The organism is Novilysobacter erysipheiresistens (assembly GCF_036663935.1).
Taxonomy (GTDB): domain Bacteria; phylum Pseudomonadota; class Gammaproteobacteria; order Xanthomonadales; family Xanthomonadaceae; genus Novilysobacter; species Novilysobacter erysipheiresistens.
Genome location: NZ_JAXGFP010000001.1, coordinates 618,771 through 633,255, shown reverse-complemented (window position 1 = coordinate 633,255; position 14,485 = coordinate 618,771). Strand labels below are relative to the sequence as shown.

Sequence of the window (14,485 nt, the reverse complement as noted above, 5' to 3'; positions counted from 1 at the left end):
GTTCTGGCGGACATCGAACCGGTAGCGATAGGCCTCGCCACGGTTGATGCCGTCGAAGCTCAAGCCCGGCACGCCATCCATGTTGGCCGGAAGCAACAGACCGTGCCAGTGGATCGAGGTCTGGTGGCCGTGGATCGAGCCTTCGGGCAGAGCGTTGGCGACATCGAGCGTCACCGTGTCGCCCTCGCGCCAGCGCAGCAGCGGCGCCGGCAGCGAGCCATTGATGGTGATCGCCGGCCGGGTCAGGCCGGTGAAGTTCATCGGCGTCTCGCCGATGTCCAGCTTGAAGTGGGTGCCCGACAACACGTTCGGCTGGCCGGCGTCCTGCATCGCCCACGACTGGCGCGGCCACAGGCCGAGGCCGGCCACGGCACCGCCGGCGGCCAGGCCCTGGACGAAACGACGGCGCGACCGCGCAGCCGGCCCACCCGGGCGCCGACCAAGGGAATCAAATGACATCAACAGCTCCGTTCGAGTTGGGCATGCCGCCGACATGAACCGCACGAGACATTGGCATTACCGTTGGCCTTCATTCTGCGCGAAAATGAAACCTGAATTCGAGATCACGCCAGTGGTTGCGACCGCTGGATCCATCGACGTTGCACGGGGTTCATCATGTCGATCCAGTCAAAAGCCAAGCGCGACGCCAACCGCAAGAAGGCCGCCCGCGAGCGCACCGTCACCGCGACGCCGCGTTCGTCGATCGAAGCCCATGCCGAATTGCGCGACAGCGCAGGCGCGTTGCTCGGCGGCATCGCCCGCCAGGACGGCGAGTGGGTGCTGGGGCTGGACGGCAAGATGGTCGGCGGCTCCGACAGCGCGGCGACGATCCTCGCCATGCTCAAGCGCGCCGCGGCGATGCACGAACGCGCCGGCGGCAGCATCGTGCTGAAATTCTCCGATGCATTGCGCGATGCCGCCGATGCCGAGGCGCGGGCCAAGGGCTTGAGCCTGGAAGAGTTCGAGGCACAACTCGAACGTGGCATGCGCAATGACGCGCCGACCACCCCGGCACAGCCGAGCCCGTCGGCGCACTGATCGCGGCAGACGTCTAGGCCACCGCGGCCAATCGCCGTTCGCACCGCTCCGGCGGCTGTCCGTCGGGGCAACGCTGCCGCATGTAGTCGGCATCGAAGCTGAGCCGCTCGACCAGGAAATCGACGAACGCGCGAACCTTCGGCGATTGCGCCTGGCCGCGCGGGAATACCGCGCTGAACGCCAGATCCGGCCCGGTCCAGCCGGGCAGCACGTGCTGCACCTGGTCGCGCTCGGCATAGGACTTGATGGTGACGTCGCAGGCCAGCATCAGTCCCTTGTCGCCGAGCAGCGCGCCCTTCAGCGCGCCGAAATCGTTGGATACCAGGACCGGCTCGATCGGGTAATCGGCCAGCGCCCCACCCTCGCCCAACGGCCAGCAGAAATCGTGGTCGCGCCCCTGGGTCCGCAATCCCAGGGCGCGATGGTGGCGAAGTTCGCCTGGATGCATCGGCTCGCCGTGGCGGGCCAGGTAGCCGTGGCTGGCGTAGACCTGGGTGCGGAACACTGCCAGCCGCCGCGCCACCAGGCCGGAGTCGGGCAACGGGCCGATCCGCAGGGCGACGTCGAAGCCCTCGTCGATGATGTCGCGCGGCTCGTTGCCGAGCACCATCTCCACCTGGATCTCCGGATGGCGCGCGTGGAACTCGCCCAGCAATGGCGCGATCCAGGTGATGCCGACGTCGTACGGCGTGGCGAAGCGCAGGTGCCCACGGGGACCGAGCTGCAGTTGGCCAACCGCGCTTTCGGCCTCCTCCAGGTCGCGTGCGATCCGACTGCAATGCGCGTGGTAGACGCTTCCCGCTTCGGTCAGGTCGAGACTGCGGGTCGTGCGCTGCAGCAGCTGGACGCCGAGGCGGCTTTCCAGTGCCTGCACCTTGCGGCTGACCGTGCTCGTGGGCATGCGCAATGCCCGGGCCGCGGCGATGAAGCTGCCGAGCTCGGCCACCTTGACGAAGATCAGGCTGCCGTTGAGGTCGATCGACATGCGAACTCCGGGGCGGAAGTCAGGCGGCGACTTCCTCCTGCGCCTGTTCTTCGTCCTCTTCGCGCGCAGGCGCCATCCGTGTCGCCCACGGCGGCGCCGATGCCGCGTCGGCGCTCATCGACTCGCCGCACGGACGCAGGTTGGGACACAGGGTCTGCATGTAGTCCGCGTCGAGGTTAAGGCGCTCGACCAGGAAGTCCACGAACGCACGGACTTTCGGCGAGGTCACCTGGCCGCGCGGGAACAACGCGTTGAGCTCCAGCTCCGGCCCGGTCCAGCCGGCCAGCACCCGACGCACGTACCCCTTTTCGGCGTAGGCCTTGATCATGATGTCGCTGGCCAGCATCAGCACCTCGCCGCACAGCAGCGCACCGCGCCCACCGGCCGGATCGTTGGCGATCATGATCGGATTGATCCGGTACTCGGCCAGGCCCGCCCCGTCGTTGAGCGGCCAGTGGAACTGGCCGTTGCGACGCATCTTCTGCATGCCGAAGGTCCGGTGGTGCTGCAGGTCATCCGGATGCAGGGGCTCGCCGTGACGCTCGATGTAGGCGGGGCTGGCATAGACCTGGGTACGCATCACCGCCAGACGCCGCGCGACCAGGTTGGAGTCCGGCAGGCTGCCGACCCGCAAGGCGACGTCGATCTCCTTGTCGATCAGGTCCAGCGGCTCGTTGGACAGCAGCATTTCCACCCGTACCTCGGGATGGCGCGCATGGAACTCGCCCAACAATGGCGCGATGCGTTCGATGCCCATCGAATACGGGGCGGTGATGCGCAACCAGCCGCGCGGGCCGCCCTGCAACTGGCCGACGGCGTTCTCGGCTTCGTCCAGTTCCTGGGCGATGCGCTTGCAGTGCTCGTAGTAGATGTTGCCGGCCTCGGTCAGACCGAGCTTGCGGGTCGTGCGGTGCAGCAGCTGCGCGCCGAGGCGGGATTCCAGTTCCTGCACCTTGCGGCTGACGGTGGTCTTGGGCAGTCGCAGCGAGCGGGCGGCGGCGATGAAGCTGCCGTGCTCGATCACCTTCACGAAGATCAGGGTGTCGTTGAGATCGCGGGCCATGTGGGGGACTCCGTTCACGCGCGCCGGCATTGACCCGCGATCGGGACAATTATTCCCCGATCTGATGGCTAATCAAGTGCCGCCATGGCCCCTAGCCTGTGTCGCATCCGAACTGGAAGTGCCGCAGGCCGTCCGATGAACCACCACTCCAACCACCGTCCCGCCGCCGTCGAATCGACACGGCCGCAAGTGACGCCAGCCGTTGACCCGCACTGGGAAGGCTCAACTGCGGGCTTCGCGGTTGTTTCGCGGATTTCCCGGCAGGTTCGCGAGCACCCCTCCGGGCAGGCATCCACTTGGCATCGAGGTCGGTCATCGCATCGACCGGCGAGCTATTCCATGCGGATTGTGGGAGAAAAAATCCCGGGAACGGGACAATGAAGGCCGCCCTTGTCGTTCTCGGTGCGACCGGTGGCGTCGGTCGCGGCGTCGTTCGCGCCGCGCTCGAACGCGGCCACCCGGTGATCGCGGTGGCGCGCCATGCGGATGCGCTTGAAGCATTGGCTCGCGACTACACCGGCATCGACCTGACAACGCTGCCGGGCTCGGTCGCCAGCGACAGCGACGGTGCCGCGCTCGCGGAGCGGCTGCGCGAACTGCGCCGGCCGTTCGCCGGCATCGTTGCCTCGGTCTGCGGGAACGCCAGCAGCGGCCGGGTGCTGGACCAGCCGGCCGCCTTCCTGCAGCGCAAGCTCGACGAGGACCTGTTGCCGCACCTCGCCGCCGCCCGCCACCTGTTGCCGTTGCTGTCGGAGGCCGGGCGCGGCAACTACCTGATGATCGGCGGCCCCGGCAGCGAGCATCCCTGGGCCGGCCACGGCCACCGCTCGATCGGCGCCGCGGCGCTGCGGATGCTGGCCCGGGTGTTGCACGACGAGGCCCGCGCGTTCGATGTGCGGGTGCAATTGCTGACCGTCGACGTTCCGGTCTGCACCGCGGCCAACCGCAAGCACGCCAGCAGTCGCTGGCCCAGCGCACTGGCGATCGGCCAGCAGGCGGTGGCGCTGGTCGAACGTCCCCCGCCCGACACCCCGGTCGTGCGTTACGCACCGCCACCCGACACCCCCTCCCGTTTTGGCCCGGACAGCGCACCTCCCCCATCGGACAGCTGCCCCTCCCTCGTCGCCGTCCGCGCGCTGCTGGGCCGTTTTTCTTCCCCCGGTTCCAATAAGGACATTTCGTCATGACCTCCCCCAAGAACAACTCGCAGGCTGGCCGGTTCAACCGCAGCGTCCTGCCCGAACTCACCCTCGCCATTGCCGCCGTGGTGCTCACCTTGGGCCTGTCCGGTTGCGGCAGCCAGGCGGCTCCGGGCGGCGCGATGCCGGCGCCGGCGGTCAGCGTCGCCCAGGTGGTCGAGAAGCCCGTGCAGCACTGGGACGAATTCACCGGCCGCATCGAAGCGGTGAAATCGGTCGAGCTGCGCCCCCGGGTCAGCGGCTATGTCGAACGCGTCGCCTTCGAGGAAGGCGAGGAAGTCGCCAAGGGCGACCTGCTGTTCGTGATCGATCCGCGGCCGTACCAGGCCGCGCTCGCCCAGGCCGAGGCCAACCTCGCCCGCGCGCGCAGCGAGGCCGACCTCGCCAAGGCACAGAGCACGCGGGCGCAGACGCTGGTGGAAGCCAAGGCGATCTCGCGCGAGGAAGCCGAAGCCCGTCGCGCCGCGGCCAGCCAGGGCAACGCAGCGGTCCGCGCCGCCGAGGCGGCGGTCGCCAGTGCCCGCCTCGACCTGCAGTTCACCGAAGTGCGCTCGCCGATCGACGGTCGTGCCGGCCGCGCCCTGCTCACCGCCGGCAACCTCGCCCAAGCCGATGCCACCGTGCTGACCAGCGTGGTCTCACTGGATCCGGTGCACGTCTACTTCGAAGGCGACGAGCAGACCTGGCTGCATTACCGCGAACTGGCACGTAACGGCGATCGCGCCGACTCGAGCAATCCGGTGCGCGTCGGCCTGGCCAACGAGGAGGGCTACCCGCACGGGGGCACGGTCGATTTCGTCAACAACCAGGTCGACCCGGCCACCGGCACCATCCGCCTGCGCGCGGTCCTGCCGAACCCGGACCGCGTGTTCGCCCCCGGCCTGTTCGCCCGCGTGCAACTGGCCGGCGGCAACAAGTCCGAGGTGCTGCTGATCGACGACAAGGCAGTGATGACCGACCAGGACCGCAAGTACGTCTACGTGCTGGGCAAGGACAACACCGCCGTTCGCAAGGACGTGCAACTGGGCGACAAGGCCGAGGGCCTGCGCGTGGTGACCTCCGGATTGAGTGCCAACGACAAGGTGATCGTCCACGGCGTGCAGAAGGTGTTCTTCCCGGGCATGCCGGTCGATCCGCAAACCATCGCGATGGGCGCGCCGCCGGCCAGCTCCGCAGCCCAGGTCGCAAGCGTCGCGGGCGCGAAGTAAGTCCGCCCGCGAATCGCCAACAAGGAACTCTCCCCCATGGATTTCTCAAAGTTCTTCATCGACCGGCCGATCTTCGCCGCGGTGCTGTCGATCGTGATCTTCGCCGCCGGCCTGATCTCGATCCCGCTGCTGCCGATCGGCGAATACCCGGAAGTGGTGCCGCCATCGGTAATGGTGCGCACTGTGTATCCGGGCGCCAACCCCAAGGTCATCGCCGAAACCGTCGCCACGCCGCTGGAGGAATCCATCCGCGGCGTCGAAGGCCTGATGTACATGAAGTCGGTGGCCAGCTCCGACGGCTCGCTGCAGACCACCGTGACCTTCGGTCCCGAGGTCGATGCCGACGAGGCGACCGTGCGTGTGCAGAACCGGGTCAGCCAGGCCCTGGCGCGACTGCCCGAGGACGTGCGCCGTCAGGGCGTGACCACGCAGAAGCAGTCGCCGGTGTTCCTGATGGTCGTCCACCTGACCTCGCCTGACGGCAAGTACGACACCCTGTACCTGCGCAACTACCTGCGCCTGCACGTCAAGGACCGATTGGCGAGCATCCCCGGCGTGGGCGACGCGCAGGCGTTCGGCGGCGGCGATTACGCGATGCGGCTGTGGCTGGATCCCGACAAGGTCGCCTCGCGCGGACTGACGGCGGGCGACGTGGTGCGCGCGGTGCGCGAACAGAACATCCAGGTCTCCGCCGGCCAGCTCGGCGCCGAGCCGATGGCCCATGGCAGTGACTTCCTCACCCTGATCAACGCCAAGGGCCGTCTCTCCACCGTCGAGGAGTTCGGCAACGTGGTGATCAAGACCGGCGCCGACGGCACGGTCGTGCGCCTGTCCGACGTGGCCCGCATCGAGCTGGCCGCGGGCGACTACAGCATGCGTTCGCGCCTGGACGGCCAGAACGCCGCCGCCATCGGCATCTTCCAGGCACCGGGCGCCAACGCGCTGGAGATTCGCGACGAGGTCATCCGCCGCATGGACGAGGCGGCCAAGAGCTTCCCGCCGGGCATCGAGTACAAGTCGATCTACGACACCACGGTGTTCGTGCGCGACTCGATCAAGTCGGTGGTCACCACGCTGCTGGAAGCCACGCTGCTGGTGGTGCTGGTGGTGATCCTGTTCCTGCAGACCTGGCGCGCCTCGATCATTCCACTGATCGCGGTGCCGGTGTCGGTGGTCGGCACCTTCGCCGCGCTGTACCTGCTGGGCTTCTCGATCAACACCCTGACCCTGTTCGGACTGGTGCTGGCGATCGGCATCGTGGTGGATGACGCGATCGTCGTGGTCGAGAACGTGGAACGCCACATCGAGGCGGGCGCGACGCCACTGCAAGCCGCGCACCTGGCGATGCGGGAGGTGTCCGGCCCGATCATCGCGATCGCGCTGGTGCTGTGCGCGGTGTTCGTGCCGATGGCGTTCCTGTCGGGCGTCACCGGCGAGTTCTACAAGCAGTTCGCGGTGACCATCGCGATCTCGACGGTGATCTCCGCGATCAATTCGCTGACCCTGTCGCCGGCGCTGGCCGCGCGCCTGCTGAAGCCGCACGGCGCGCCGAAGGACCGGCCGACGCGCCTGATCGACCGGATGTTCGGCTGGGTGTTCCGGCCGTTCAACCGGTTCTTCGCCAAAAGCTCCGAGCGCTACGAGCACGGCGTGGCCAAGGCGCTGGGCCGCCGTGGCGCGGTGTTCGCGGTCTATGCCGGCTTGCTGCTGGCGACGGGGCTGATGTTCCAGGTCGTGCCGAAGGGCTTCATTCCGGTGCAGGACAAGGGCTACATCATTGCTGGTATCAAGATGCCGGAAGGCTCCTCGATCGAGCGCACGGACGAGGCCCTGAAGAAAATCGGCGCCCTCGCGCTCGACATCGAGGGGGTGAAGAACGACGTCGCGTTCCCGGGCTTCAATCCGTTGCAGTTCATCAACACGCCCAACTACGGCGTCAGCTTCATCACCCTCGAGCCGTTCGGCGAGCGCACCCGCAGCGCCAAGGAGATCACCGACGAGCTCAACGCGAAGATCGCCGGCATCCAGGAGGGCTTTGCCTTCGCCCTGATGCCGCCGCCGATCCAGGGGCTGGGCAACGGCTCGGGCTACTCGCTGTTCATCGAGGACCGCGGCAACCTCGGCTACGGCGCGTTGCAGAGCGCGGTGCAGGCGATGCAGGCTGCCGGTTCGCAGACACCGGGGCTGGGCTACCTCAACAGCAGCTACCAGGCCAACGTGCCGCAACTCGACGTCGAAGTGGACCGGGTCAAGGCCAAGGCGCAGGGCGTTCCGTTGACCGAACTGTTCGACACCCTGCAGACCTACCTGGGTTCGGCCTACGTCAACGATTTCAACATGTTCGGCCGCACCTGGCAGGTGATCGCGCAGGCGGACGGCTCGTACCGCGACAGCGTCGAGGACATCGGCAACCTGCGCACCCGCAACGTCCACGGCGATATGGTGCCGATCGGCAGCATGGTCGAGGTGAGCAGGACCTTCGGTCCCGACCCGGTGATCCGCTACAACGGCCATACCGCGGCGGACCTCATGGGCGAAGCCGACCCACGGGTGATGTCGTCGGCGCAGGCGATGGAGAAGCTGGAGGAACTCGCACAGCAGGTGCTGCCCCAGGGCATGGTGATCGAGTGGACCGACCTGAGCTACCAGCAGTCCACCCAGGGCAATGCGGCGCTGGTGGTGTTCCCGCTCGCGGTGCTGCTGGCATTCCTGGTGCTGGCCGCGCTCTACGAGAGCTGGACCTTGCCGCTTGCAGTGATCCTGATCGTGCCGATCGTGATGTTGTCGGCGTTGCTGGGCGTGTGGCTGACCGGCGACAACAACGTGTTCGTGCAGGTAGGGCTGGTGGTGCTGATGGGGCTCGCGTGCAAGAACGCGATCCTAATCGTCGAGTTCGCCCGCGAGCTGGAGATGCAGGGCCGCGGCATCGTCGAAGCCGCGCTGGAAGCCTGCCGCCTGCGCCTGCGTCCGATCGTCATGACCTCGATCGCCTTCATCGCCGGCACCGTGCCGCTGGTCCTCTCTTCCGGCGCCGGTGCGGAAGTCCGCTCGATCACCGGCATCACCGTCTTCGCCGGCATGCTCGGCGTCACCCTGTTCGGCCTGTTCCTGACCCCGGTGTTCTACGTCGCCCTGCGCAAGCTGGTGTCGCGGCGTGCCGGCAAGCAGGCGCACAGCGAACTGCAGGAGATCACCCATGCGTAACACGCTTCAATTCCACCACGCTGCGCGCCTGCTCGTACCTGCGGCGCTGACCTTGGCCCTCGCCGCCTGCATGGTCGGACCCGACCATGTGCGGCCCACCCTGTCCGTGCCGGAGCAGTTCGTCCGCGACGATGCCAATGCCCTCGCGGTCGCGCCACAGCCACAACCCGACGCGGACTTCTGGAACGCGTTCGACGACCCGATGCTGACCCGGCTGGTCGACGAAGCGCTGGTAGCCAACTACGACCTGCGCATCGCCCTGACCCGCTTCGACCGTGCGAATGCGTTGCTGCGCGGCTCGCGTTTCGACCAGTTCCCGACCGTCACCGCCAGTGCCGAAGGAAGCGACGGACGCGCCAGCGCCGACCAGGCGCCGGGCCTGTCGCGGGAGCAACGCGACGGTGAAAGCTACTCGGCCGGCATCGACATGGCCTGGGAGCTCGACCTGTTCGGCCGCGTCCGTCGCGGGGTCGAATCGCAACGTGCCGAGGCCGCCGCCACCGCGGCCGACCTCGCCGCGCTGCAGGTTGCCATCGTCGCCGAGGTCGCCCGCAGCTACATCGACCTGCGCGGCCTGCAGGAGCGCCTCGATGTCGCGCGCGAGAATGCCGACAACCAGCGCGAGACCCTGCGCATCGTCCAGGCCCGGCTCGATGCCGGCAGCGCGACCGGCTTCGACCGCGCCCGGGCCAGCGCCCAGTTGCAGGCGACCCTTGCCCGGGTGCCTGCGCTGGAAGCCGAGGCCGCGGTGATGATGCACCGCCTTGCGGTACTGACCGGCAAGACCCCGGGCGCCCTCGTCGTGGAACTGCAACAGCCTGCCGACCTCCCCGCCCTGCCCGCGCCGATCGATCCCGGCACTCCCGGCGAACTGCTGCGCCGCCGTCCCGACATCGCCGCCGCCGAGCAACGACTGCACGCCGCCACCGCGCGGATCGGCGTCGCCACCGCCGACCTGTTCCCGCGCTTCACCCTCGGCGGGCTGATCGGCAGCCAGGCGATCGACAGCAGCAACCTGTTCGAACGCGACAGCGAAACCCGCCTGATCGCATTGGGCATCGACTGGTCGTTCCTCGACATCGGCCGCGTCCGCGCCCGCATGGCTGCCGCCGATGCCGACGCCGCCGGCGAGCTGGCCAGCTACCAGAAGACCGTGGTCCTGGCCCTGGAGGAAACCGAGAACGCCCTGGTCCGCTGCGCCCGCACCCGCACCGAGGACCAGCACCTGCAGCAGGCCGCCGAGGACAGCGCCCGCGCCGCGGAATTGGCCCACGTGCGTTATGACGCCGGAGCCACCGGACTGCTGGAAGTGCTGGATGCCGAACGCACCAAACTGCAGGCGCAGGACGCGCTGGCCGATGTCCGCACCCGCGCGGCGACCAGTGCGGTGGCGGTGTACAAGGCGATGGCCGGCGGCTGGTCGAGCCGGATCCCGCTGCGGGAGGATGTGGCAAGCGCCGACTGACGCGATCCATCGACGCAAACTTGTCGACACAAAAAAGAAGGCCCGCCAATGGCGGGCCTTCTAATGAAAAAGTGGTGTCCCCAAGGGGATTCGAACCCCTGTCGCCGCCGTGAAAGGGCAGTGTCCTAGGCCTCTAGACGATGGGGACACAGTGGAACTTCGCACTTGGGCCGACCGCTTTCACTCGGTCGAGTATCGAAGAACACTTTGAAAATGGTGGAGCCAGGCGGGATCGAACCGCCGACCTCCTGCATGCCATGCAGGCGCTCTCCCAGCTGAGCTATGGCCCCACGGGCTGGAAAGTCGACAAGCTTAGGGACGACTCCGGAAATCGTCAAGCGATCTTTGCGAGTTCGCTGAACTTTTTTTCATCGGGGGCCAGGGTGTCGATGCCGTGGCCCCGCTCGGCCAGGTACTGCAGCCATTTGCCGAGGAAGGTGTTCATCCGCAGGCGATGCCCGATCAGCTCCGCCGGCGGCGGGTACATGCCGATCACGTCCTGCCAGCGGCGGCCGACGTAGCAATGGGTCGCTTCCAGTTGGCGGGCGTCGTGGTACTGGCGCAGGTAGGCCGACGGGTCCGGCTGGCCCGTCACCGGGTCGGGCATGGCGTAGGTCAGACGCAGCTCCGTGGTGTAGCGGTGCTGCTCGATCACGTCGACGTGCAGGTCCAGGCCGTCGCCGACGCTGGAGACGTAGCGCCCCGCCCGCAACCCGGTCGGCCGGAACAGTTGCTCGAGCCGTTCGTGGTTCTCGGTATACAGCGCCATCAGCCAGCCAAGACGGCTCAGCGTGGGGATGCGCGCGGTGCGGGTGGCCAGTGAACTCATGACCCGATGCTACACGCGGGAGCTGTACCGCGGCAGCATTGACGGAGGCCACGGGCGGTCGTACTTTCAAGGTTCGCTGCGCGCGGGAAACTCCCTGCCCCGCCTCTTTAGAACATCTCGCGGCGGATCCCCAGGGTCGACATCACCTTGCTGGCGATTTCCTCGATCGAGGTATGGGTCGTGCTCAGGGTCGGGATGCGTTCGGCCCGGAACAGCGCCTCGGCCGCGGCGACCTCGTGGCGACAGGTCTCCAGCTTCGCGTAACGCGAATTGGGCCGGCGCTCCTGGCGGATCTGCTGCAGGCGGATCGGGTCGATGGTCAATCCGAACAGCTTGGCGCGGTGCTGGCGCAACAGGTCCGGCAGGCGGTCGTGCTCCAGGTCTTCCTCGGTCAGCGGGTAGTTCGCCGCGCGCACGCCGTAGTGCAACGCCAGGTAGACGCAAGTCGGGGTCTTGCCGGCCCGCGACACCGCGACCAGGATCACGTCGGCGTCGGAGTAATCCACGGCGGCGCCGTCGTCATGGGTCAATGCGTAGTTCATCGCATTGATGCGTCGATGGTAGGTGTCGAAGTCGACGATCGCGTGGGCGCGGCCGACATGGCGCTGGCGGGTCTGCTCCAGCTCGCGCTCCAGCGGCTCGATGAACGGCGCGAACACGTCCAGCATCAACGCCCCGCTCTCGGCCAGGGTCTCGCTGACCTCGCTGTCCATGCACGAATTGATGACCACCGCGCGGACCCCGTGGATCTCGGATGCGGCGTTGATCCGCACGGCGGCCTCGCGCGCGCTCTCGATGTCGTTGACGAAGGAAATGCGCTCGCCGATGAAATGGGTATCGGTGAACTGGGTCAGGAGACTGTGGCCAATGGTCTCGGCAGTGATGCCGGTGCCGTCGGAAACATAGAAAACCGGCCGTACTGCCGTCATCGCGACCTCTCTGGGTTGATGGGCACGCGGGTGCGTGCAAACAGGAAAAACCCCGTCGAATCAAGCTTGTATGCACTCGACGCAAAGGCGATCATAGCGGCTTGGCGCGCGCGGACGCGCCCAAACCACTGGAGATCGGCTGTCTTGAACGAGAATATCCTCTGGCTGCACGCGCTGCGCCTCGACGACCTGGCCCGCGTCGGCGGCAAGAATTCGTCGCTCGGCGAGATGATCGGCAACCTCGCGGGCCTCGGGGTTTCGGTGCCCGGCGGCTACGCCACCACGGCCGAGGCGTTCAAGGACTTCATCGCCCACAACGACCTGCACCAGCGGATCTTCGACCGCCTGGCCAACCTCGATGTCGAGGACGTCGGCGCGCTCACCGCGGCCGGCACCGAGATCCGCCAGTGGGTGATCGATGCGCCGCTGCAGCCGGCGCTCGATACCGACATCCGCAGTGCCTACCGGCAGTTGTGCTCCGAGAACGGCGGCGGTGACGTCGCGGTCGCGGTGCGCTCGTCGGCGACCGCCGAGGACCTGCCCGACGCGAGCTTCGCCGGCCAGCAGGAAACCTTCCTCAACGTGACCGGCGAGGACGATGTCGTCGTCAAGGTCAAGGAAGTCTTCGCCAGCCTCTACAACGACCGCGCGATCGCCTACCGCGTGCACCACGGCTTCAAGCACGAGGACGTGTTCCTGTCGGCCGGCGTGCAACTCATGGTCCGCTCCGACGTCGGCGCTTCCGGCGTGCTGTTTACCCTCGACACCGAGTCGGGCTTCCGCGGCGTGGTGTTCATCACCTCGAGTTTCGGCCTCGGCGAGATGGTCGTGCAGGGCGCGGTCAACCCGGACGAGTTCTACGTCAACAAAGCCACCCTGCTCGACGGCAAGCACGCGATCCTGCGCCGCTCGATCGGCGCCAAGCAGTTGCGCATGGTTTATTCCGACCAGCCCGGCGAGCGCGTGCGCACCGAGGACACCCCGGCCGAACTGCGCAGCACGTTCTCGATCTCCGACGAGGACGTGCACGAGCTGGCCCGTCAGGCGCTCACCATCGAGAAGCACTACGGCCGCCCGATGGATATCGAGTGGGCCAAGGACGGCGTCAGCGGCAAGCTCTTCATCGTCCAGGCGCGCCCGGAGACGGTGAAGTCGCGCAGCAAGGCGACCCAGATCGAGCGTTACCAGCTCGGCGAGCGCGGCCCGGTGATCTGCGAGGGCCGCTCGATCGGCCAGAAAATCGGCAGCGGCGTCGCCCGCGTGGTGCGCTCGCTCGACGACATGGCGCGGGTGCAGCCCGGCGACGTGCTGGTCGCCGACATGACCGACCCCGACTGGGAGCCGGTGATGAAGCGCTCGGCCGCTATCGTCACCAACCGCGGCGGCCGCACCTGCCACGCCGCGATCATCGCGCGCGAGCTCGGCGTGCCGGCCGTGGTCGGCACCGGCAATGCGCTGGACACGATCAAGGACGGCCAGACCGTCACCATCAGTTGCGCCGAGGGCGACACCGGTTTCATCTACGACGGTGCCCTGCCCTTCGAGCGTCACACCGCCGATCTGGAGAAGATGCCGCCGGCGCCGCTCAAGGTGATGATGAATGTCGCCAATCCGGAGCGTGCGTTCGACTTCGCGATGCTGCCCAACGCCGGCGTGGGCCTGGCGCGGCTGGAGATGATCATCGCCAGCCATATCGGCATCCATCCCAAGGCGTTGCTTGAGTACGCAACGCAGGATGCGGCGACCAAAAAGAAGATCGACGAACGCATCGCCGGCTACGGCGACCCGGTCGATTTCTACGTCGACCGGCTGGCCGAGGGCATCGCCACGATCACCGCGGCGTTCGCGCCGAACCCGGTGATCGTGCGCCTGAGCGACTTCAAGTCCAACGAGTACGCCAACCTGATCGGCGGCGCCGCCTACGAACCGCACGAAGAGAACCCGATGATCGGCTTCCGCGGCGCGAGCCGCTACGTCGACCCGAGCTTCACCGAGGCGTTCGCGCTGGAGTGCCGCGCGGTGCTGAAGGTGCGCGAGCAGATGGGGCTGACCAACTGCTGGGTGATGATTCCGTTCGTGCGCACGCTCGATGAAGGCCGCAAGGTGGTCGAGGTGTTGCGCACCAACGGCCTTGAGCAAGGCAAGGACGGGCTGAAGATCATCATGATGTGCGAGCTGCCGTCGAACGCGCTGCTGGCCGAGGAGTTCCTCGAGATCTTCGACGGCTTCTCGATCGGCTCCAACGACCTGACCCAGCTGACCCTCGGACTGGACCGCGATTCCGGCCTGGTCGCGCACCTGTTCGACGAACGCGACCCGGCGGTCAAGAAGTTGCTGGCGATGGCGATCCAGACCGCGCGCGCCAAGGGCAAGTACGTCGGCATTTGCGGCCAGGGCCCGAGCGATCATCCCGACCTCGCCGTGTGGTTGATGGAGCAAGGCATCGAGTCGGTGTCGCTCAACCCCGACACCGTGGTCGACACCTGGCTGCGCCTGGCCAAGGCCAAGGCGGGATGATCGGAGCGATGACGGAACGCTAACGGCTACACCGTTAGCCTGCACGCC

Annotated in this window: 11 protein-coding genes and 2 tRNA genes; 6 read left to right on the top strand and 7 right to left on the bottom strand. The window is 67.4% G+C overall.

Annotated elements, in window-relative coordinates; genetic code table 11:
• Window positions 1–459 (bottom strand): multicopper oxidase domain-containing protein (locus SNE34_RS03095; protein ID WP_332614573.1); only part of this gene is annotated, 459 nt, incomplete at its 3' end.
• A gap of 156 nt (window positions 460–615) precedes the next feature.
• On the opposite strand from SNE34_RS03095, the gene SNE34_RS03090 reads away from it, so the two are divergent.
• A complete protein-coding gene (locus tag SNE34_RS03090; RefSeq protein WP_332614571.1) occupies window positions 616–1,038 on the top strand; it encodes a hypothetical protein in 423 nt (140 codons plus the stop codon).
• 13 nt (window positions 1,039–1,051) lie between these two features.
• Here SNE34_RS03090 and SNE34_RS03085 read toward each other — a convergent pair whose 3' ends face one another.
• Together SNE34_RS03085 and SNE34_RS03080 are read right to left on the bottom strand one after the other, a co-directional pair.
• A complete protein-coding gene (locus SNE34_RS03085; RefSeq protein ID WP_332614569.1) occupies window positions 1,052–2,023 on the bottom strand; it encodes a LysR family transcriptional regulator in 972 nt (323 codons plus the stop codon).
• 19 nt (window positions 2,024–2,042) lie between these two features.
• On the bottom strand, window positions 2,043–3,086 hold the full coding sequence (locus tag SNE34_RS03080) for a LysR family transcriptional regulator (RefSeq protein WP_332614567.1): 1,044 nt from the start codon (window positions 3,084–3,086) through the stop codon (window positions 2,043–2,045).
• Between the two features lie 377 nt (window positions 3,087–3,463).
• Between SNE34_RS03080 and SNE34_RS03075 the strand changes: the two genes are divergently transcribed.
• Genes SNE34_RS03075 through SNE34_RS03060 form a run of 4 tightly spaced genes read left to right on the top strand, consistent with a single transcriptional unit; the run spans window position 3,464 to window position 10,162 of the window.
• Window positions 3,464–4,273: an SDR family NAD(P)-dependent oxidoreductase gene (locus SNE34_RS03075; RefSeq protein ID WP_332614566.1), complete on the top strand. Its 810-nt coding sequence runs from the start codon at window positions 3,464–3,466 to the stop codon at window positions 4,271–4,273.
• Complete coding sequence (locus SNE34_RS03070) at window positions 4,270–5,493, top strand: efflux RND transporter periplasmic adaptor subunit (protein ID WP_332614564.1); 1,224 nt, start codon at window positions 4,270–4,272, stop codon at window positions 5,491–5,493. The genes SNE34_RS03075 and SNE34_RS03070 overlap by 4 nt, the downstream gene beginning before the upstream one ends.
• A gap of 36 nt (window positions 5,494–5,529) precedes the next feature.
• Entirely contained in the window at window positions 5,530–8,697 is a 3,168-nt protein-coding gene (locus SNE34_RS03065; protein WP_332614563.1) for an efflux RND transporter permease subunit, read from the top strand.
• Window positions 8,690–10,162, top strand: coding sequence for an efflux transporter outer membrane subunit (locus tag SNE34_RS03060; RefSeq protein ID WP_332614561.1), 1,473 nt, complete (start codon window positions 8,690–8,692; stop codon window positions 10,160–10,162). The genes SNE34_RS03065 and SNE34_RS03060 overlap by 8 nt, the downstream gene beginning before the upstream one ends.
• A 72-nt stretch (window positions 10,163–10,234) precedes the next feature.
• Here the strand turns inward: SNE34_RS03060 and SNE34_RS03055 are convergent.
• From SNE34_RS03055 to ppsR, 4 genes are all read right to left on the bottom strand, one after another.
• Window positions 10,235–10,310, bottom strand: a tRNA-Glu gene (locus tag SNE34_RS03055).
• Between the two features lie 66 nt (window positions 10,311–10,376).
• Window positions 10,377–10,452 (bottom strand) — tRNA-Ala (locus tag SNE34_RS03050).
• A 44-nt stretch (window positions 10,453–10,496) separates the two neighbouring features.
• On the bottom strand, window positions 10,497–10,991 hold the full coding sequence (locus tag SNE34_RS03045) for a DUF1249 domain-containing protein (protein WP_332614559.1): 495 nt from the start codon (window positions 10,989–10,991) through the stop codon (window positions 10,497–10,499).
• 107 nt (window positions 10,992–11,098) lie between these two features.
• Window positions 11,099–11,920, bottom strand: coding sequence for a posphoenolpyruvate synthetase regulatory kinase/phosphorylase PpsR (gene ppsR / locus SNE34_RS03040; RefSeq protein WP_332614557.1), 822 nt, complete (start codon window positions 11,918–11,920; stop codon window positions 11,099–11,101).
• Window positions 11,921–12,064: 144 nt separating this feature from the next.
• On the opposite strand from ppsR, the gene ppsA reads away from it, so the two are divergent.
• Window positions 12,065–14,437 (top strand): phosphoenolpyruvate synthase, encoded by a 2,373-nt coding sequence (ppsA, locus tag SNE34_RS03035; RefSeq protein WP_332614555.1) that lies wholly within the window; start codon window positions 12,065–12,067, stop codon window positions 14,435–14,437.
• Window positions 14,438–14,485: the final 48 nt, after the last annotated feature.

Coding starts and splice junctions, on each gene's coding strand:
- SNE34_RS03045 (WP_332614559.1), bottom strand. CDS start 10,991: ATGAGTTCACTGGCCACCCGCACCGCGCGCATCCCCACGCTGAGCCGT.
- SNE34_RS03090 (WP_332614571.1), top strand. CDS start 616: ATGTCGATCCAGTCAAAAGCCAAGCGCGACGCCAACCGCAAGAAGGCC.
- SNE34_RS03065 (WP_332614563.1), top strand. CDS start 5,530: ATGGATTTCTCAAAGTTCTTCATCGACCGGCCGATCTTCGCCGCGGTG.
- SNE34_RS03075 (WP_332614566.1), top strand. CDS start 3,464: ATGAAGGCCGCCCTTGTCGTTCTCGGTGCGACCGGTGGCGTCGGTCGC.
- SNE34_RS03070 (WP_332614564.1), top strand. CDS start 4,270: ATGACCTCCCCCAAGAACAACTCGCAGGCTGGCCGGTTCAACCGCAGC.
- SNE34_RS03085 (WP_332614569.1), bottom strand. CDS start 2,023: ATGTCGATCGACCTCAACGGCAGCCTGATCTTCGTCAAGGTGGCCGAG.
- ppsR (WP_332614557.1), bottom strand. CDS start 11,920: ATGACGGCAGTACGGCCGGTTTTCTATGTTTCCGACGGCACCGGCATC.
- SNE34_RS03080 (WP_332614567.1), bottom strand. CDS start 3,086: ATGGCCCGCGATCTCAACGACACCCTGATCTTCGTGAAGGTGATCGAG.
- SNE34_RS03060 (WP_332614561.1), top strand. CDS start 8,690: ATGCGTAACACGCTTCAATTCCACCACGCTGCGCGCCTGCTCGTACCT.